This is a genomic window from Thermocrispum sp. (assembly GCF_002919275.1).
Lineage (GTDB): Bacteria > Actinomycetota > Actinomycetes > Mycobacteriales > Pseudonocardiaceae > Thermocrispum > Thermocrispum agreste.
This window is the reverse complement of record NZ_PKFA01000039.1, coordinates 1-17,841: the sequence shown is the minus strand read 5'-3', so window position 1 is coordinate 17,841 and position 17,841 is coordinate 1. Positions and strand designations below refer to the sequence as shown.

The 17,841-nt window shown below is 69.5% G+C and carries 17 protein-coding genes and 1 other RNA gene; 11 read left to right on the top strand and 7 right to left on the bottom strand.

The window, feature by feature from the left end; translation table 11 throughout:
• Positions 1 to 13 precede the first annotated feature (13 nt).
• A complete protein-coding gene (locus tag CXP56_RS08635) occupies positions 14 to 2,308 on the bottom strand; it encodes a glycoside hydrolase family 3 N-terminal domain-containing protein (protein ID WP_028846827.1) in 2,295 nt (764 codons plus the stop codon).
• A gap of 316 nt (positions 2,309 to 2,624) precedes the next feature.
• Positions 2,625 to 3,488 carry an SAM-dependent methyltransferase gene (locus CXP56_RS08630; RefSeq protein ID WP_286900674.1) on the bottom strand — a complete coding sequence of 288 codons (864 nt, stop codon included), beginning with the start codon at positions 3,486 to 3,488 and terminating at the stop codon, positions 2,625 to 2,627.
• A 569-nt stretch (positions 3,489 to 4,057) separates the two neighbouring features.
• Between CXP56_RS08630 and CXP56_RS08625 the strand changes: the two genes are divergently transcribed.
• Entirely contained in the window at positions 4,058 to 4,978 is a 921-nt protein-coding gene (locus CXP56_RS08625; RefSeq protein WP_286900673.1) for a Sco1979 family transcriptional regulator, read from the top strand.
• A 36-nt stretch (positions 4,979 to 5,014) separates the two neighbouring features.
• Here the strand turns inward: CXP56_RS08625 and CXP56_RS08620 are convergent, their stop codons facing one another.
• Positions 5,015 to 5,455: a YbaB/EbfC family nucleoid-associated protein gene (locus CXP56_RS08620; protein WP_028846824.1), complete on the bottom strand. Its 441-nt coding sequence runs from the start codon at positions 5,453 to 5,455 to the stop codon at positions 5,015 to 5,017.
• Positions 5,456 to 5,536: 81 nt separating this feature from the next.
• Between CXP56_RS08620 and CXP56_RS08615 the strand changes: the two genes are divergently transcribed.
• The 3 genes from CXP56_RS08615 (at position 5,537) to prfB (ending at position 8,193) form a co-directional block, all read left to right on the top strand.
• Positions 5,537 to 6,394: an SDR family oxidoreductase gene (locus CXP56_RS08615; RefSeq protein WP_169725217.1), complete on the top strand. Its 858-nt coding sequence runs from the start codon at positions 5,537 to 5,539 to the stop codon at positions 6,392 to 6,394.
• A gap of 141 nt (positions 6,395 to 6,535) precedes the next feature.
• The gene (locus CXP56_RS08610; protein WP_038044637.1) at positions 6,536 to 7,063 is read left to right on the top strand and encodes a PadR family transcriptional regulator; all 528 of its coding nucleotides are present in this window, start codon (positions 6,536 to 6,538) and stop codon (positions 7,061 to 7,063) included.
• 23 nt (positions 7,064 to 7,086) lie between these two features.
• Positions 7,087 to 8,193 (top strand): peptide chain release factor 2, encoded by a 1,107-nt coding sequence (prfB, locus tag CXP56_RS08605; RefSeq protein WP_038044635.1) that lies wholly within the window; start codon positions 7,087 to 7,089, stop codon positions 8,191 to 8,193.
• A gap of 32 nt (positions 8,194 to 8,225) precedes the next feature.
• Here prfB and CXP56_RS08600 read toward each other — a convergent pair whose 3' ends face one another.
• The gene (locus CXP56_RS08600) at positions 8,226 to 9,350 is read right to left on the bottom strand and encodes an alpha/beta hydrolase (RefSeq protein WP_286900670.1); all 1,125 of its coding nucleotides are present in this window, start codon (positions 9,348 to 9,350) and stop codon (positions 8,226 to 8,228) included.
• A 145-nt stretch (positions 9,351 to 9,495) separates the two neighbouring features.
• Here CXP56_RS08600 and ftsE point away from each other — a divergent pair, with 145 nt between their 5' ends.
• From ftsE to CXP56_RS08580, 4 genes are read left to right on the top strand one after another with little or no spacing between them, the layout of a single operon-like run.
• On the top strand, positions 9,496 to 10,185 hold the full coding sequence (gene ftsE / locus CXP56_RS08595) for a cell division ATP-binding protein FtsE (RefSeq protein WP_028846820.1): 690 nt from the start codon (positions 9,496 to 9,498) through the stop codon (positions 10,183 to 10,185).
• Between the two features lie 38 nt (positions 10,186 to 10,223).
• Positions 10,224 to 11,129, top strand: a complete 906-nt coding sequence (gene ftsX / locus CXP56_RS08590) for a permease-like cell division protein FtsX (RefSeq protein ID WP_028846819.1) — start codon at positions 10,224 to 10,226, stop codon at positions 11,127 to 11,129.
• A 29-nt stretch (positions 11,130 to 11,158) separates the two neighbouring features.
• The gene (gene smpB / locus CXP56_RS08585; RefSeq protein WP_028846818.1) at positions 11,159 to 11,644 is read left to right on the top strand and encodes an SsrA-binding protein SmpB; all 486 of its coding nucleotides are present in this window, start codon (positions 11,159 to 11,161) and stop codon (positions 11,642 to 11,644) included.
• Complete coding sequence (locus CXP56_RS08580; RefSeq protein WP_038044559.1) at positions 11,641 to 12,552, top strand: amidohydrolase family protein; 912 nt, start codon at positions 11,641 to 11,643, stop codon at positions 12,550 to 12,552. Before smpB ends, CXP56_RS08580 begins: the two co-directional genes overlap by 4 nt.
• Here the strand turns inward: CXP56_RS08580 and CXP56_RS08575 are convergent.
• Genes CXP56_RS08575 through CXP56_RS08565 form a run of 3 tightly spaced genes read right to left on the bottom strand, consistent with a single transcriptional unit; the run spans position 12,530 to position 15,049 of the window.
• On the bottom strand, positions 12,530 to 13,174 hold the full coding sequence (locus CXP56_RS08575; RefSeq protein WP_028846817.1) for a response regulator transcription factor: 645 nt from the start codon (positions 13,172 to 13,174) through the stop codon (positions 12,530 to 12,532). The two genes, CXP56_RS08580 and CXP56_RS08575, sit on opposite strands and share 23 nt — an antisense overlap.
• Before the next feature lie 22 nt (positions 13,175 to 13,196).
• Positions 13,197 to 14,351: a sensor histidine kinase gene (locus CXP56_RS08570; protein WP_286900668.1), complete on the bottom strand. Its 1,155-nt coding sequence runs from the start codon at positions 14,349 to 14,351 to the stop codon at positions 13,197 to 13,199.
• The gene (locus CXP56_RS08565) at positions 14,348 to 15,049 is read right to left on the bottom strand and encodes a sensor domain-containing protein (RefSeq protein ID WP_084609001.1); all 702 of its coding nucleotides are present in this window, start codon (positions 15,047 to 15,049) and stop codon (positions 14,348 to 14,350) included. The genes CXP56_RS08570 and CXP56_RS08565 overlap by 4 nt, the downstream gene beginning before the upstream one ends.
• Before the next feature lie 225 nt (positions 15,050 to 15,274).
• Here CXP56_RS08565 and CXP56_RS08560 point away from each other — a divergent pair, with 225 nt between their 5' ends.
• From CXP56_RS08560 to ssrA, 3 genes are all read left to right on the top strand, one after another.
• Positions 15,275 to 16,189: an ABC transporter ATP-binding protein gene (locus CXP56_RS08560; RefSeq protein WP_286900667.1), complete on the top strand. Its 915-nt coding sequence runs from the start codon at positions 15,275 to 15,277 to the stop codon at positions 16,187 to 16,189.
• On the top strand, positions 16,186 to 17,298 hold the full coding sequence (locus CXP56_RS08555) for an ABC transporter permease (protein WP_038044557.1): 1,113 nt from the start codon (positions 16,186 to 16,188) through the stop codon (positions 17,296 to 17,298). Before CXP56_RS08560 ends, CXP56_RS08555 begins: the two co-directional genes overlap by 4 nt.
• Positions 17,299 to 17,361: 63 nt before the next feature.
• Positions 17,362 to 17,738: a transfer-messenger RNA gene (ssrA, locus tag CXP56_RS08550) on the top strand.
• Positions 17,739 to 17,841: the final 103 nt, after the last annotated feature.

Below are 17,841 nucleotides of genomic sequence, written 5' to 3'. Positions count from 1 at the left end.
CGGTCGGCGTGGGCTACCGCACCGTGAAGTCGGCCTTGGCGTCACCGACCACGATCTGGTAGGCGCCCGGCAGCACCTTCTTCGGGCCGGTGCCGGTGATGTCGCCCGAGGTCACCGCCAAGCGGGCGATGGGAACCTGCACCGACACCTGCTTGCTCTGCCCGGCCTTGAGCTCCACCCGGGTGTAGCCGACCAGCTTCTTGTCCGGGAAGAGCACGTCACTGGACGGGCGAGCGGCGTACACCGGCACGACCAGCACGCCGTCCCGCTTGCCGGTGTTGCTCACCGGCACCGTGACGGTCAGCGTCTGCTTCGGGCCGACCACCTTGCTGTTCAGCTTCGGCGTGCCCGTGGCGAACGTGGTGTAGGACAGGCCGGCGCCGAACGGGTAGGCCACGTGGTAGCTGGACTCGGGGCCCGAGTTCGGGCCGGGCAGCTGCTGGTAGAACAGCGGGTCGTTGCCCAGCGCCTTCGGCCACGACACCGGCAGCCTGCCGCTCGGGTTGACCTTGCCGAACAGCACGTCGGCGATCGCGTGCCCGCCTTCGGTGCCCGGCAGCCAGCCCATCAGCAGCGCATCCGGTTCGCTCGCCTTGCCGAGCACCAGCGGACGGCCCGCCAGCACCACCTCGATCACCGGGGTGCCGGTGTCCTGCAGCCGCGCCACCAGGTCCTGCTGCTCGGCGCTCAGCGCGGGCCGCGGCGCGTCCGACTCGCCTTCCGCGCCCGGCTTCTCGCCGACCACCACGACCACCGCGTCGGCGCTCTTCGCCTGCGCGACCGCCTTGTCGGCGTCGGCCACGTAGCTGATCTTGGTGCCCGCCGGGGCGCCCTTCTTCAGGCCTTCCACCACCGTCGTGCCGGGCACCTCGACGCCGTCCGGCACGCCCTGCCAGCCGATGGACCAGCCACCGAGCTGGTTGGGCAGGTTGTCCGCGCTCGGCCCGGTGACCACGATCTTGCGCGCCTTGGCGGTCAGCGGCAGCACGTCGTTCTCGTTGCGCAGCAGCACCGCCGACTCCGCGGCCGCCTTCCTGGCCAGCTTCTTGTCCGCACCCAGCACGATCTTGTCGGCCTTGGCCGGGTCCACGTACGGGTCGTCGAACAGCCCGAGCTTGAACTTCAGCGTCAGCACGCGGCGCACCGCTTCGTCGATCCGCTTGCGCGGGATCAGGCCGTCCTTGATCGCCTTCAGCAGCGCCTGGTGGAACTCCCGGTCGTCCGGCGGGACCATCGCCATGTCCACCCCGGCGTTGATCACCTTGGCCACCGCCTCCGGGTAGCTTGCCGCCGCCCGGTACTTGGTGACCAGGTACTCCACGTCGTCCCAGTCGCTGATCACCACGCCGTCGAAGCCCCACTGCTTGCGCAGCACGTCGGTGAGCAGGTACTTCGACGCGTGCGCCGGGACGCCATTGATGGCACCGGAGTTCACCATGATGGTGTCCGCGCCCGCGTCGATCGCCGCCTTGTACGCGGGCAGGATGGTGTCCTGCAAGTAGCGCAGCGACATGTCGCCCGGGACCCGGTCGTGGCCGTTGAGCGGCTGCGAGTAGCCGGCGAAGTGCTTCACCGTCGCGGCGACCTTGCGGCCGCTGCTGCCGTCCTCGGTGCCTTTCACCGCGCTGGCGGCCAGGTCACCGGCCAGCAGCGGGTCTTCCGAGTAGGTCTCGTAGTAGCGGCCCCAGCGGTGGTCGCGTGCCAGGTCGGCGACGGGGGAGAAGTTCCACACCGTGCCGGTCGCGGCGGTCGCGCGCTGCGTGGCGCGCGCAACGTCGGCGACCAGCTTCGGGTTCCACGTCGCGCCGAGGCCGATCTGGTGCTGGAACATGGTCGCGCCGAGCACGTTGTTGTGGCCGTGCACGGCGTCGACGCCGTAGACGATCGGGATGCCGAGGCGCGAGTGCTTGATCGCGTAGCGCTGGATGGTGTTGACCATCTTCGCCCATTCCTCCGGCGTGTTCTCGGCCGGAGTCATGCCGCCGCCGGAGAGGATCGATCCGACGTGCTGGTCGGCGAGCACCTCCTTCATGCACTGCTGGTTCAGCTCGCCGCCGCTCCACTGGCAGTCACCCTGCAGCCGCGCCACCGCGATCTGCTGCAGTTGGCCTGCCTTTTCCTCGGTGGTCATCCGGCGGACCAGGTCGTCGACCCGGACGGCGACCGGCTTGCTGCTGTCGGTGTAGATCGGTGGCGCGCTGGCCGAACTCGTCGGCCCCGTGAGCACCGTGACCGTGGCGGCGACGCCGATGGTGAGCGCGAGAGGCGACCGCCACCGCCTGCGGCCGGACCGTGTGGGAAAGCGCATGGGTGTCCCTTCGTCCTCGAATCCACCCGCTTCCGCGGCGTGGGAGGCACGCTAGGAATTGCGCGTGCGAAGGGTCAATCGCGGTCACACGCTTGTCTGACAAGACTGCCCAGCAGGTCAGGCAGGGCCGGACGAAACGGGCAAGGTGCCCGTACCGGTGAGCCGATGGGTCGGCCCGGTCCGTGGCATGGCATCCCTCGGCGGCGGGTGGCTCAGCGACCGCGACACCGGCGTACGGAACCCTCCGCCGGTGCCCGGACGGGGCGATCAGCGCGGCGGTGGGTCGGGCGGTCCGGACAGTGCAGGGGGTCCCTCGCTACGGCTTGCGCAGCACGCCGCCGTACTCGTAGATGTTCTTGTTGCGCTCGGCGGCGCCGACGTACTGATACAGCTCCGGTGGCACCGGGTCCAGCTCCGGCTGGTTGGGGTCCGGCCGCCAGTGCTTGATGTCGACCAGGCCGGGCTCCACCGGCTCCAGCCCTGCCATGAGCTCGTCGAACTCCGCCGGTGTGCGGGTCTGCCACGGGATGCCCGCCGCATTGAACTGCTCGCTCATGACCGCGCCGAGCGCCGGATCGTCACAGGCCACCTGGGTGACGGCCAGGCAGCTGCCGGGGACGGCGATGTCGTCGATGATGTGGCGCAGTGCGTACCTGGCGCCCTTGCCGACGTCGTCGACGTCCTTCAAGTGGTGGCCGATGGACAGGAACAGGATCGCCAGCGGCTGCGAGAAGTCGATCAGCCGCTTCGTCTCCTCGTGCTCCAGCACCGCTTCCGGCTCCCGGAAGTCGGCGGTGATCACCGTGGTGTTGTCGTTGTCGGCCAGCAGGGCGCGGCCGTGCGCCAGCACGATCGGGTCGTTGTCCACGTACACCACGCGCGCGTCCGGATTGAACTTCTGGGCGACCTGGTGCACGTTCTGGTTCGTCGGCAGGCCGCAGCCGAGGTCCAGGAACTGGGAGATGCCGACTTCCTCGACCAGGAAGCGCACCGCGCGGTACAGGAACTTCCGGTTCTCCCTGGCCACGTCCAGTGCCTCGGGGAATCCCTCGAGAATCTGGAACGTCAGCTCCCGGTCGATGGCGAAGTTGTCCTTGCCGCCGAGGAGCCAGCCGTAGGCACGGGCGGCCGTCGGCCGATCGAGCGGAATCGATACGTCGGCGCGGTCCTCGGTGGTCATGGTGCGCTGCGCCCCCCGTCTTGTCGGCACGTCCGGTGCGGTGGTGCTGTCCGATTCGGGCTGTGATTCTCGCACGGCTTCGTTGCCAGCACTTACTGTGGCCGGAGATCAACTCTCGGTGCAAGTGCATCGGCAATCGCAATTGAGTCACGGCGCTGTCAACGATCCGTCGCGTGGCCCGTGACGTGCGGCGTTCGGCGGGCGAACAGGGCAGGAAGGCGTGCCCTCGACGGCGTCGCGGGGGGGCGAAACCACGCGTGTGGCGAGGGGCGAAACCACACCGCGGCGGCGGGGAGAAACCACGCGTGTGGCGAGTGCGCCGAAGCAGTGAGCGGCTCGCGCGCGAACCGGCAGACGACCAGGATGTCGGGTTCGACGATGTGCTGGACGGAGTGGCCCGAGCGCGAACGGGCAGGCGATCTTTGCCGTGGCGGCCGACGGCGCGGCCGTCGACTGACAATAATCAATCCGCTATTCGGGTGACCCTGGTTCGGCACCGTTCGGTGGGGTTGCCGTGCTGGCAGGGGGTCATGGCACACTGTGTGCGTTCAACGACGGAGGGTCGCTTCATGGTTCTCGCCCAACCGGACGATCACTTCGCGGTGAAGGGCATCGAGCCGGTGTCCATGGCCGCTGTCGGTGGTGGGCCTACCGTGCTGCGGATGGCGCTCGGCGCGCAGCTGCGTCGGCTGCGGGAGGCCGCGGGCGTGTCCCGCGAGACGGCCGGGGAAGCCATCCGTGCGTCGCACTCCAAGATCAGCCGGATGGAATGCGGCCGGGTCAGCTTCAAGGAGCGCGACATCCGCGACCTGCTGTATCTGTACGGGGTCACCGACCCGATGCAGGTCGAGTCGTTCGTCACGCTGGCCAGGCGGGCCAAGGAGCGCGGTTGGTGGCACAAGTACGACGAGTCGCTTCCGGACTGGTTCGAGACGTACGTCGGGCTCGAGCAGGCCGCGAAGATCATCCGCTGCTTCGAGGCGCAGTTCGTTCCCGGCCTGCTGCAGACGGAGGAGTACGCCCGCGCGGTCATTCAGTCCGCGCACAGCGAGGACGGTCCGGAGAAGGGTGAGGACAGGCTCGCGGTGCGCATGCGCCGCCAGGAGATCCTGACCAGGCAGGCCGGGCCGGCGAACCTGTGGGCGGTTCTCGACGAGGGCGCCGTGCGCCGCACGATCGGCGGCAGGGCCATCATGCGCCGCCAGATCGAGCACCTGGTGGAGATGTCCAGGCGTCCGAACGTCACCATTCAGGTGCTGCCGTACTCGGTGGGCGGCCACGCGGCGTCCGGTGGGTCGTTCACCATCCTCCGGTTCCCGGAGTCGGAGCTGCCGGACGTGGTGTACCTGGAGCAGCTCACCAGCGCGCTCTACCTGGACAAGCGCCAGGACATCGACAACTACCTGGCGGTGATGGACCGGGTGTCGGTCCAGGCGCTGGACCCGCGCCGCACCCGCGACCTGCTGAACGCGATCCTGCAGGAGCTGTGACCGCGGCGCGCGCCGCCCGGAGCCTGCCCAGCCTCGTCAGTCGTCGAACACGCTGCCGAATCCCTCGTCGTCGGCGTCCGAGCGCGCGGGCCCGTTCTGCTGCCTGGGCGCGCCCTCGGCACCGAACCGGCGGCGGTACTGGTCGGCGACGGAAGCCGCGGCCTCGGGATCGTCGGCCAGGTGCTCGCGTACCCGGTCCAGCACCTGCTGCTGAACGCGGGACTGTGCGCTGCGCATCGCCGTCATGATCTCCCTGGCCAGCTCGTCGCCGCTCAGCTGCCGGTGTGCGTCCAGGATCTGGATGCCGGTCACCAGGCCCGCCTGATCGGTGGTGACCCGCGCGACCCCGCGTGGCGACGCCGCGGTGGCAGCGATCGTGGTGATCTCCGCGGCCAGGTCGCGATAGGCCTGTGCCCGTCGCTCGGTGCGTGCCACCCACTCGTCGATCGCCTGCCTGCGTTCGCTGGGCGTGCTCATCCCCGTTCTCCTCCACGAGGCGATGTGCGATGACCATAGGCTGGTGCGGGCCAGCCTATGACGTCGGGAAGCGAGGTGGGTGTGTCCGACGAGAACGTCTCCGGTGACCTGTCCGGCCGGGTCGTGCTGATCACCGGCGCCAACACCGGGATCGGCAGGGCCACTGCGGTCCAGCTGGCCAGGCGCGGCGCCGACCTCTACCTGGCGTGCCGCAGCGAGGAACGCGCACGCCCGGTCGTCGAGCAGATCACCGCGATCACCGGACGGCGGCCGCGCTTCCTGCGGCTGGACCTGGCCGATCTGACGTCCGTGCGGGCGTGCGCCCTGGAGTTCCTCGGCGACGACAAGCCGTTGCACGTGCTGCTGAACAATGCCGGGGTCGGTGGCCAACGGGGCCTCACGGCCAGCGGGTTCGAGCTGGCGTTCGGCATCAACCACGTCGGCCACTTCCTGCTGACCGAGCTGCTGCTGGACCGGTTGAAGGACAGCGCTCCCGCGCGCGTCGTCACGGTGTCCAGCGACGCGCATTTCGCCGCGCGCGGGATCGACTTCGCCGCGGTGCGCCGCCCGACGGCCAGCCGCACCGGCCTGCCGGAGTACACCGTGTCGAAGCTGGCCAACGTGGTGTTCAGTCAGGAGCTGGCCAGGCGACTGGACGGCACCGGGGTGACCACCTACGCGGTGCACCCCGGCATGGTGGCGTCCGACGTCTGGCGCGGCGTGCCGTGGCCGATCCGCCCGATCATGAAGCTGTTCATGCGGTCGACCGAGGCCGGTGCGGCCACCTCGGTGCACTGCGCCACGGCGCCCGAGCTGGCCGGGGAGTCCGGCCGCTACTACGCGGACTGCGCGCCGAAGGAGCCCAGCGAACACGCGACGACCGAGCTGGCGGAAGAACTGTGGCGGCGCTCAGCGGAGTGGGTGGCCGACTACCGGTGACGTACCCGTCGTGACCGTTCCGGCACCGCGGGCGTGCCGGAAGCGTCCCTCCACAGTGGATTTCCGTCGGGTACGGCTGTCGGCGACGTCCGTCCGGTGGACATCGGTGGTGACCGGTGGCACGGTGATCTCGTGACCGACCTGAACGCCACCTCCGCCGCGGTGCTCGGGCTGTTGCACGACGGCCCGGCCACCGGTGGCGAGCTGGTCGCGGCCGCCAGGCAACGGTACGGCGCGTTCTTCAGCGTCACCCGCAGCCAGGTGTATCGCGAGCTGCCCGAGCTCGCCAGGGCCGGGTTGGTGCGGCCGGGCAAGCGCGGAGCGCGGGCCAGCCAGCAGTACGTGCTCACGCCCGCGGGGCGGACGGCATTCAAGCAGTGGCTCAAGTCCGCCGCGGCGGCCGACCACCTGCGCAGCACCATGCTGTTGCGCCTGGTCAACGCGCACCGGCTGACCGGGCGGCAGCGGGCGGCGGTGGTCGACGAAGTGCGCGCGCACTACCAGGAAGCGATCGCTCAAGCCAAGTCCGCGGCCAGGACGGCACGGGCCACGGGGGACGAGACCGCGCGCGCGGTGGCGGCGTTCGCCCAAGCGCACGCCAACGCCGCACTGAAGCTGGTGGACGCGCTCAGCTCCAGCCCGCCGGTGGCGTCTGCGACGTCCCGGTAACCTGGTGCGTTGTGAGTAGTGGTATCGACTTCGAAGCCGAGCTCAAGGACATCGCGGGCAAGCTGACGCAGATCGAGGCCGTGATGGACCTCGACGCGCTGCGCGCCGAGGTGGCCGACCTGGAGCGCGAGGCGTCCGACCCGTCGCTGTGGGACGACCAGGAGCGGGCCCAGCAGGTCACCAGCACGCTGTCCCGCAAGCAGGCCGAGCTGCGGCAGATCACCGATTTGCGTCGGCGGTTCGAGGACCTGGAGGTCCTCTACGAGCTGGCTCGGGACGAAGGCGATGCCGGCAGCCTGGCCGAGGCCGAGCAGGAGCTGAAGCAGCTGGCCAAGGACGCGGGCGGCCTGGAGGTCCGCACGCTGCTCGACGGCCAGTACGACGACCGCAACGCGGTGGTGACGATCCGCGCCGAGGCCGGGGGAGTGGACGCCGCCGACTGGGCGGAAATGCTGCTGCGCATGTACTTGCGCTGGTGCGAGCGGCACAACTACCCGACCGAGGTGTACGACATCTCCTACGCCGAGGAAGCCGGGATCAAGTCCGCCACGTTCAAGGTCACCGCTCCCTACGTCTACGGCACGCTCTCGGTGGAGCAGGGCACCCACCGGCTGGTCCGCATCTCGCCGTTCGACAACCAGAGCAGGCGCCAGACGTCGTTCGCGCACGTCGAGGTGCTGCCCGAGGTCGAGGAGGTCGACCACATCGACATCCCGGAGAAGGACATCCGGGTGGACGTGTTCCGGTCCTCCGGGCCGGGCGGGCAGAGCGTGAACACCACCGACTCGGCGGTGCGGTTGACGCACCTGCCGACCGGCATCGTGGTGTCCTGCCAGAACGAGAAGTCGCAGCTGCAGAACAAGATGGCCGCGATGAAAGTGCTGCAGGCCAAGCTGCTGCAGCGGCGGCGGGAGGAGGCGCGGGCCGAGCTGGACGCGCTGAAGGACTCCGGCTCCAGCTGGGGCAACCAGATGCGCTCCTACGTGCTGCACCCGTACCAGATGGTCAAGGACCTGCGGACCGACTACGAGGTCGGCAACCCGGCGAGCGTGCTGGACGGCGACCTGGACGGTTTCCTGGAGGCGGGGATCCGCTGGCGCAAGAAGAACGCCGCGGCGCAGGCCAAGTAGCCCCGGTCGATACGTCAGGCCGAGTAGCCCGGTCAGTACGTCTCGACGTCGGTCTCGACGTCACCGGCCGGTTCGTCTCCGGTCAGGATCGGCAGGCCGGAGTAGTCGTCGTAGAGCGCGTAGCGGAAGAACGCGCGTGCGTAGGTGGCCGCCAGCTGTCGCTGGTCCTCCGCGGTGGGCCGGCCCTTGGCGGCAGGGCATCCGCTGTCGTCGCCGTCGGTCGGGCCAGGGCCGACGGTCCACTCGGTGTTGTAGAAGTTGTGGTTGGCCTTGCGTACCCGGAGCAGGAAGCCTCGCTTCCCGCCGTAGGCCCTGGCCTGCTGGAAGTACATCTCGTTGCCGCGCGACCAGCAGCCGGAGGAGACCACCGCGATCGGTTCGTCGGTGACCAAGGTGGAGAAGAACCCGGACGGCGCGGGGGACGCCAGCGACAGCGCACCCTTGATGCTGACCCCTGCGGGCAGCTCGTGCCGGTTGTCCTCCGACGCCAGGTACATCGCGGCCTCTCCGGCGGTGGAATGTCCGAGCACGCCGACCCGGCTGAGGTCCAGCACGCCGGTGAAGTCCACCGCCTTCGGCAATCCGGTGTCCGGATCGGTGAACGCGCCGGAGAGCGGACCGCCGCCGGTGGTGCTCAGCTGTTGCAACAGGCGCAGGTGCGCGGCGATCATGCGGGCGTTCTGGCTCGCCGCGCCCATGAAGTTGTTGATCCCGTTCGCGCTGGGCGACACCACCACGAAGCCGGACGTGGCCAGGGCCTCCCCCAGGTAGTCCAGTCCGCGATTGCTGGGATACGGCTCGACGCCCCTGGGGCACGGCCAGGTGCGGTCAGCGGCGTCGAGGCTGTAGCAGGGCACTTGGTTGCCGTGCTGCAGCACGACCACCGGAAGTTTGGCCGTGCCCTTGTCCCTGGTGAGCTTCTCCGGATAGTGGACGACCGCGCGCATCTCGCCGAACCCGTGCAGCCAGTGGCGATCGGTGAACGCGTCGTCGCCCAGGTTGTACTCCACGACCCCGACCGTCGGGGCACCGTTGGTGGAGGTGGAATCGGCCGGACCGGTCGCGGGCACCGCGGCGGAGACGGCGGCGGCCACCGTGGCCGCCGCAATGCCGAGGGTTCGCATCCCGAACCGTACCCGTGGCTGCTTGGCGCGCATCGTCAATTCCTGCCCTGTTCACCGCGTCTTCGGTAAAGAGCACGTGCCCTGCTCCGCTGGTGTTCACCCGGTCACCCGTGAATCGCAACACCGGCGTTCCCGGGTAACCGGGGCTTGACGAACCGATGGCGTAGGCTTGCCCGTTGTGATCCGGCTGGAGAACGTGACCAAGCTCTACAAGACCTCGTCCAGGCCCGCCCTGGACTCGGTGTCGGTGGACATCGACAAGGGCGAGTTCGTGTTCATCATCGGGCCGTCCGGGTCGGGCAAGTCCACCCTGCTGCGGCTGCTGCTGCGGGAGGAAGTGCCGACCAAGGGCAGGGTCTTCGTGTCCAACTACGACGTGGTCAAGCTGGCCCGCCGCAGGGTCCCCCGGTTGCGGCAGACCATCGGCTGCGTGTTCCAGGACTTCCGGCTGCTGAACAACAAGACGGTGTTCGAGAACGTGGCCTTCGCGCTGGAGGTCATCGGCAAGCCCGCGCACACCATCCGCAAGGTGGTGCCGGAAGTGCTCGAGCTCGTCGGGTTGGAGGGCAAGGCGGACCGGATGCCGCACGAGCTGTCCGGCGGTGAGCAGCAGCGGGTGGCCATCGCCCGCGCGTTCGTCAACCGGCCGCTGGTGCTGCTGGCCGACGAGCCGACCGGGAACCTGGACCCGGACACCAGCCAGGACATCATGTTGCTGCTGGAGCGGATCAACCGCACCGGCACCACGGTCGTCATGGCCACCCACGACCAGACGATCGTGGACTCGATGCGCCGCAGGGTGGTCGAGCTCGATCAGGGCCGTGTGGTTCGCGACGACGCCCGCGGTGTGTACGGCATAGACCTGTAGTTCCCACCTACCGACCCCTACCGAGGACAGTCCGTCAGATGCGCGCCCAGTTCGTCTTCAGCGAGGTCGTCACCGGCCTGCGCCGGAACGTCACGATGACCATCGCGATGATTCTCACCACGGCCATCTCGCTGATGATGTTCGGCGCCGGCCTGCTGTTCACCGAGACGGTGAACCGCACCGAGCAGAACTTCATCGACGACCTCGAGGTGCGGATCTTCCTCAACAAGGACATCAGCCGCAACGCCGAGCAGTGCACCACCAACCCGCAGTGCGCGGCGCTGCAGCAGGCGCTGCAGAACCACCCCGCGGTCGACGACGTGGTCTTCACCAGCCAGAAGGAGGCGGTGGAGAAGGCGCGGGAGCTGTTCGCCGAGGACCCGGAGATGCTCGAGCTGCTCTCGCCGACCGCGCTGCCCGCGTCACTCGACGTGCGGCTGGTCGACCCGCAGCGTTCCGCGGCCATCGTGCAGGAGTTCGCCAACCAGCCGGGCGTGGACAAGATCCACGACGGCGGCGAGGACGTCGACCGGCTGGTGGAAGGGCTGAACCTGTTCCGCAACGGCGCGTTCGTCATCTCCGTGGTGCTGTTGATCGCCGCGCTGCTGCTGATCGCGAACATGATCCAGGTGTCGGCGTTCACTCGGCGCACCGAAGTGAGCATCATGCGCCTGGTCGGGGCCACCCGCTGGTACACCCAGCTGCCGTTCCTGCTCGAGGCGATGTTCGCCGGGCTGATCGGCGCGGTGATCGCCATCGCCGGGCTGCTGATCATCCCGCCGTTGTTCGTGCCGGATGCGTTCGAGGAGCAGATCCAAGGGCTGCTGCGCTTCCCCGACGCGCTGTACACCGCGGTGGTGGTCGGCCCGATCCTGATGATCACCTCGATGGTGATCTCGGCGCTGGTCGGCTACGTGACGTTGCGGCTGTACGTGCGGCATTGACGCGTCGCGGCGATCGTTAGGCTGGAGCAATGCCGAAGGAACGGGGTCGCAAGGTCATCGTGACCAACCGCAAGGCGCGGCACAACTACGAGATCCTGGACACCTACGAGGCCGGGATCGTGCTGGTCGGCACCGAGGTGAAGAGCCTGCGGGCGGGCAAGGTGTCGCTGACCGACGCGTTCGCCACGGTCGACGACGGCGAGGTCTGGCTGCGCAACGTGCACATCCCGGAGTACACCTACGGCACGTGGACCAACCACGACGTGCGCCGCAACCGCAAGCTGCTGCTGCACAAGCGGGAGATCGAGAAGCTGATCGGCAAGACCCGGGAGAGCGGGCTGTCGCTGGTGCCGCTGTCGCTGTACTTCCTGGACGGCAAGGTCAAGGTGGAGCTCGCGCTGGCGCGCGGCAAGCGGGCCTACGACAAGCGGCACGACATCGCCAAGCGGGACGCCCAGCGGGAGGTCGCCAAGGTGATGGGGCGCGCGGCGAAGGGACGGTACGGCAGGCGGTGAGGTTCGGTCCTGCTTCCGACGGCGTGATCGCCGGCTGGGCGCGGGAACTCGGGCTGCCCGGGCTGGTCGACATCCACGTGCATTTCCTGCCGCAGCGGGTGATGCGCAAGGTCTGGGCGTACTTCGACGAAGCCGAGCGGCACTACGGCGTCTCCTGGCCGGTCTGGTACCGCCACACCGAGCAGCGGCGGCTGGCGATGCTGCGCCAGTTCGGCGTCGAGCGGTTCGCGCCGCTGGTGTACCCGCACAAGCCGGGCATGGCGCGGTGGCTGAACGAGTGGGTGCGCCAGTTCGCCGAGGAGGTGCCGGACGCGGTGCCGACCGCCACGCTGTATCCGGAACCGGATGTGTCCGGCTACGTCGAGGAAGCTGTGCGCGCCGGTGCGCGCTGCGTGAAGGTGCACGTCCAAGTCGGCGCCTTCGATCCGCGTGACCCGGTGCTCGATCCGGCCTGGGGCATGCTGGCGGACGCCGGGGTGCCGGTCGTCGTGCACTGTGGTCACGGCCCGCTGCGCGGCGAGTACACCGGGGTGGACGTCTTCGCCGAGGTGCTGGCCAAGCATCCGCGGCTCACCGCGGTGCTTGCGCACGCAGGCATGCCGGAGTTCGACCGGGCGCTGGCGCTGCTGGAGCGCTATCCCCGCGTGTACTTGGACACCACGATGGTCGGCACGCCGTTCAGCGAGCGCCTGATGAAGCTGCCGGCGGACTGGGCCGCGCGGCTGGCGGACGTCCCGCATCGTGTCGCCTTGGGCACGGACTTTCCGAACATCCCGTACCCGTACGCGACGCAGCTGCGTGCCATCGCGCAGTGGGCGGACGCGGACGAGCGGCTGGGCGAGCCGTTCCTGCGAGCAGTGCTCTACGAGACGCCCAAGGCGCTGCTCAACGGCGCTCGAGGTAGGTGAGCACGGCCCGCACCCTGCGGTGCTCGTCGCCCGAACCGTCCAGGCCGAGCTTGGCGAAGATGTTGCCGATGTGCTTTTCCACCGCGCCGTGCGAGACGACGAGCTTGCTGGCGATGGCGGAGTTGGACAATCCCTGCGCCATCAGCTCCAGCACCTCGCGTTCCCGCGGCGTCAGTTCGTCCAGCGGGTTGCGCCTGCCCCGGGTCATCAGCTGCGCGATCACTTCCTGGTCGAACACCGTGCCGCCGCGGCCGACCCGGCGCACGGCGTCGATGAACTCGTCCACGTCCGCGACCCGCTCCTTGAGCAAGTAGCCCACGCCTCCGGTGCCACCGGAGATCAAGTCCACCGCGTAGCGCTCCTCGACGTACTGGGACAGCACCAGCACGGGCAGGCCGGGGACGAGCTCGCGGGCGCGGAGCGCGGCGCGCAGCCCTTCGTCGGTGTGGGTCGGCGGCATGCGCACGTCCACGATGGCCAGATCCGGCCTGTGCTCCTGCACGGCCGCCAGGAACTTCTCGCCGTCGCCGACCGCCGCCACGGTCTCGATTCCGGCATCGGCAAGCAGCCGCTGTACTCCCTCGCGCAGCAGGGCGGCGTCCTCGGCGATCACGACCCGCATGCCATCGCACTCTAGCGGCCGCTCACCAGGAGCACGGCAGGTCCGCACGAAGCACCGTCCCGCTTCCGCTGTGTCCACCCGAAGGGCTGAGCACGGTGACGACCCCGTCGATGGTGGCCGCGCGGTCGGCGAGCCCGGCCAGGCCACCGCCTTCGCGGATCTGCGCCCCGCCGCGGCCGTCGTCGGTCACCTGCACCACGACCTTGTCGTCCTCCCGCCACACCGCGACCTCGGCCTTGGTGGCCTCGGCGTGCTTGGCGACGTTGGTCAGCGCCTCGCAGACGATGAAGTAGGCGGTGGTCTCCACCGCGTCGGGCGGACGGTTGTCCATCAGGTCGGGCTGCACCTCGACGGTGACCGGCACCGGGCACTTGGCCGCCACCGCGGACAGCGCGGCATCCAGGCCCCGGTCGCCGAGCACCGCCGGGTAGATGCCGCGCGCCAGGTCGCGCAGTTCGGACACGGCCCGCTTGGCGTCCGCGTGCGCCTCCTCGAGCAGCGCGCGGGCCGCGTCGGGATCGGTGTCGAGCTTGGTCTTGGCCCGGCCCAAGGTCATCGCCACGGAGACCAGCCGCTGCTGGGCCCCGTCGTGCAGATCGCGCTCGATGCGCCTGCGTTCGGCCTCGGCCGCGTCGACCCCGCGCGCCCGGGAAGCCTGCAGACGCTGGGCGCGGGCCTCAGCCCGCCGGGCCTTGTCCGGGCCGAGCAGGGCGCAGGCGAGGTTGGCGTGCAGCCAGCCCACGGCGGGCACGACGAAGAACCCGATCGGCACGATGAAGATGCCGATCACGGCCAGGGCGAATTCCAGCAGCCCGATCGGCAGCATCAGCAGCAGGTAGGCGAAGTCCCGCCACGTGGTGGGGTCGGAGAGCTGGATCATCCACCGGCGCAGGACGCGGCCTTCGGTGGGCACCCGGTCGGCGGGCGGGATCTCCCGGCCGAGCATGGTCGTCACCCACCGTCGTTCGTTGTCGCCGAACCAGCGCACCAGAACGGTGGCGAGCATGAGCAGCGGGATGCCCACCCAGAGGAGCGTGGCGGGCACCCCGACCGTCACCAGCGCCGCCAGGGTCACGAACTGCACGAGACGCAGCGGGAAGCCGGTGATCATGAACGCGAGCGACCGCAGCACGCCCGGCTGCCGCGCCCAGTAGCTCGCCTGCTGCTCGACGGTCATGCAGACGATCCTGCCACCGCGCCGTGGGGGCGGGGGCCGAGCAGCCATCGCGCGTACCGGGCATGGACACCCGCCAGCCACTGGGTGTACCGGGCGGCGAACACCAGCAGCACCAGGCCGAGCGCGGCCCACGGCATGGCCTCGAACGCGGAGCCGACCTCGATCCACGGCAGGTCGCTGGACGGGAAGTACCAGGGCTCGCCCGGCAGCCAGCGGACCTGGATCGGCAGCGTGGCGAACCCCAGGCCCAGCGCCCACGGGACGAGCAGCAGGATGAACTCGACGATGCCCAGCGGGAGCAGCGCGAACAGGTAGAGCAGGTCACGCCAGCTCTGCGGGTCGCGCAGCCGTTCCTGCCACCGCTGCTTGAGCGGTCGGTCCGGGAGCACCCGCCGCCCGTCGGCGATGACGGTGCCCAGCAGTGCTTCCGCGCGGCGTCGTTCCAGCTGGGCACCCGCCGACCACAGCAGCATGGTCATGGCCAGCACGCCGATCCCCACCCAGACGATCGCGGTGCTGACACCGAGGGACAGCAGCGTGACCAGCCCGGCGAACCAGGCGATGCCAAGCGGGAAGTTCAGCAGCAGGTAGACCAGCGCACCGAGCACCGGCGGGCGGCTGCGGGAGCCGTCGTACTCGATCCGGGTGACGGTACGGCCTGCGTCGTCGATCCGGTTGGTCACAGCTGTCGGGTTCATGGCGTCCAGCCTGGTCGGCTCCGCGGCGCGGGACCATGCGGCATGCGGGCCGATTCCTGGTGGGGAAAGCCCCACCCCTCCCGGGGGGTCCGGGAAATTCCGGTGGCGATCCTGGCGGACGTGACCGTGGACGGCCCGACGCCGGGGGGCGGGAAATTCCCGGAGGCAGCCCCGGGGAGATACCCGGATGCGCCGCCGCCCGCCAAGCGGGCAGAATCACCCACCATGAACAGCAAACCGGGTGATGCCCTCGTCGTCGAGGACATCCACATGTCCTACGGCGATGTGCGGGCGGTCAACGGAGTGTCGTTCTCCGTCCGCCAGGGGGAGTTCTTCGGCATCCTCGGGCCGAACGGCGCGGGCAAGACGACCACCCTGGAGATCGCCGAAGGCCTGCGCAAGCCGGACTCCGGAACCGTGCGGTTGCTCGGCGAGTCGCCCTGGCCGCGCAACGTGCGGCTGCTGCCGCGGATCGGCGTGCAGCTGCAGGCGTCGGCGTTCTTCGAGAAGCTCACCGCGCGCGAGCAGCTGGAGACCTTCGGGGCGCTGTACGGCTGCCCGCCGGAGCGTGCGCTGGAGATGCTGGAACTGGTGGGGCTGGCGGAGAAGGCCGGCACCCCGGACAACAAGCTGTCCGGCGGTCAGCGGCAGCGGCTGTCCATCGCCTGCGCGCTGGTGCACGACCCGGACATCGTCTTCCTGGACGAGCCGACCGCTGGCCTGGACCCGCAGTCCCGGCGGAACTTGTGGGACGTGCTGCGGGCGATCAAGGCGCGCGGCAAGACCATCGTCTACACCACCCATTACCTCGACGAAGCCGAGATCCTGTGCGACCGGGTGGCGATCATGGACCACGGCAAGATCCTTGCCCTGGACTCGCCGACCGCGCTGGTGCGCGACCTGGACGCGGCCACGCGGGTCAGCCTCAACACGGGCATCCTCGCCGAGGAGGAAGCCCGCAGGCTGCCCGGCGTCGAATCGGTCAGCGTCGACGAGCTGTCGTTGACCATCAGCACTCGCACCCCTGCCCCGGTACTCACCGCACTGGCCGAGCGGCGGGCGTTGGACGGCCTGCAGGTGCGGACGGCCACCCTCGAGGACGTGTTCCTCGAGCTGACGGGGAGGGAGTACCGGGCATGACCGTCGCCAAAGAGGACACCCAGACCACGGACGGGCAGGCCACGGCCACCGCGCCGCCCGCGTCGCATTCGTTCAGGGCGCTGTCGCGGGCGGCGTTCAAGGGGTTCATCCGGGACAAGGCGACGTTGTTCTGGACCATCCTGTTCCCGTTGATGTTCCTGGTCATCTTCGGCCTGCTGTTCAACGACGGCGGGGAGAACAAGACCGAGCTCGGCGTGGTCGGCTCCGGCCCGGTGATCTCCGCTCTCGAGCAGACCGGCGCGGTGGAGATCACCAAGTTCGACGACGCCGACGCCGCGCTGGAGGCGGTGAAGTCCGGTGACCTGCCCGGGTTCGTGGCGGTCGACGGTTCGACGGTCACGGTGCGCTACGCCGCCAGCAACCAGACGACCGCAGGCGTGATCAACGGCCTGGTGGACGGGGTGGTCAACAACGCCAACCTGGCCGCGGCCGGCGTCGAACCGCAGTTCCGGGTCGACGCACAGCAGGTGGAGGACTCCTCGCTGGAACCGATCCAGTTCCTCACCCCGGGGCTGCTCGCCTGGGCGGTCGCCATGGGGGCGGTGTTCGGCTCGGCGTTGACGCTGGTGATGTGGCGGAAGAACCAGGTGCTGCGCAGGCTCCGGCTGGCCCCGGTGTCGCCGCTGGCGATCCTCGGTTCGCGGCTGGCGGTGGCCATCGGGGTGGCGTTCATGCAGGCCGTCGTGTTCGTGGCGATCGCGGTGCTGCCGGTGTTCGGCCTGCAGCTGTCCGGGCAGTGGTGGCTGGCCATTCCGCTGCTGGCGCTGGGCACGCTGGCGTTCTTCGCCATCGGCATGCTGGTGGGCTCGTTCAGCAAGACCGAGGAGTCCGCGTCCGGCGCGGCCAATCTGATCATCCTGCCGATGGCGTTCCTGTCCGGGTCGTTCTTCCCGATCGACCAGACCCCGGAGTGGATGCAGGGGCTGTCGATGATCTTCCCGATGCGGCACCTCAACGACGGGCTGAGCGCCGTGCTGGTGCGCGGCGAGGGCCTGGAGGCGATCCTGCTGCCGAGCGCGGTGCTCGTCGCCTTCGCGGTGGTCGTCGGGTTCATCGCCGCCCGGGTGTTCTCCTGGGAGGACTCGTGAGCGGGAACAAACCGGTTGGTGGCGGGCGTTAGACTCGATGCAGGAACCCACTCCGGTGGACAAGGGGGTGAACGGTTTCGACTCTGGACGTTGAGCCAGGGGAAGCGTGCCGGTGCAGGCGACTGACCACCGTAAGCGTCGTCGTGAACAAACAAGCGCCAAGACTAAAGCAAGTCAGCGCGACTTCGCCCTCGCCGCCTGAGCGAGCGCGAAGCGTTGTCGGCTCGGGAGCGCCTCCGGCCCGATAGCCGGCATCAGCGAGGAGGCTCACCGCTTCGCGGCGGCCGCGGCTGCGTAGCGGGACAGTCACAGCGGCTGGGCCCGTCACACCGGCTTGTTCACGTGACCGGTGGGGCCGAGTAGAGGCACAGTGAACTGCGCACGGAGAAGCCCTGGTGAGGCGACAGAGGACCCGGGTTCGATTCCCGGCACCTCCACCAGCAGGAAGGCCCCGTTCCGCGGCAGACGGGACGGGGCCTTTGTGTTGCCCGGGTTCTGTGTTGCCCGGGTTCGATGACGACGAGTTGCCCATGCCGGTTGATC

Coding starts and splice junctions, on each gene's coding strand:
- CXP56_RS08625 (WP_286900673.1), top strand. CDS start 4,058: ATGGTTCTCGCCCAACCGGACGATCACTTCGCGGTGAAGGGCATCGAG.
- ftsX (WP_028846819.1), top strand. CDS start 10,224: ATGCGCGCCCAGTTCGTCTTCAGCGAGGTCGTCACCGGCCTGCGCCGG.
- CXP56_RS08560 (WP_286900667.1), top strand. CDS start 15,275: ATGAACAGCAAACCGGGTGATGCCCTCGTCGTCGAGGACATCCACATG.
- CXP56_RS08630 (WP_286900674.1), bottom strand. CDS start 3,488: ATGACCACCGAGGACCGCGCCGACGTATCGATTCCGCTCGATCGGCCG.
- CXP56_RS08565 (WP_084609001.1), bottom strand. CDS start 15,049: ATGAACCCGACAGCTGTGACCAACCGGATCGACGACGCAGGCCGTACC.
- smpB (WP_028846818.1), top strand. CDS start 11,159: ATGCCGAAGGAACGGGGTCGCAAGGTCATCGTGACCAACCGCAAGGCG.
- CXP56_RS08600 (WP_286900670.1), bottom strand. CDS start 9,350: ATGCGCGCCAAGCAGCCACGGGTACGGTTCGGGATGCGAACCCTCGGC.
- CXP56_RS08635 (WP_028846827.1), bottom strand. CDS start 2,308: ATGCGCTTTCCCACACGGTCCGGCCGCAGGCGGTGGCGGTCGCCTCTC.
- CXP56_RS08620 (WP_028846824.1), bottom strand. CDS start 5,455: ATGAGCACGCCCAGCGAACGCAGGCAGGCGATCGACGAGTGGGTGGCA.
- CXP56_RS08555 (WP_038044557.1), top strand. CDS start 16,186: ATGACCGTCGCCAAAGAGGACACCCAGACCACGGACGGGCAGGCCACG.
- CXP56_RS08570 (WP_286900668.1), bottom strand. CDS start 14,351: ATGACCGTCGAGCAGCAGGCGAGCTACTGGGCGCGGCAGCCGGGCGTG.
- CXP56_RS08575 (WP_028846817.1), bottom strand. CDS start 13,174: ATGCGGGTCGTGATCGCCGAGGACGCCGCCCTGCTGCGCGAGGGAGTA.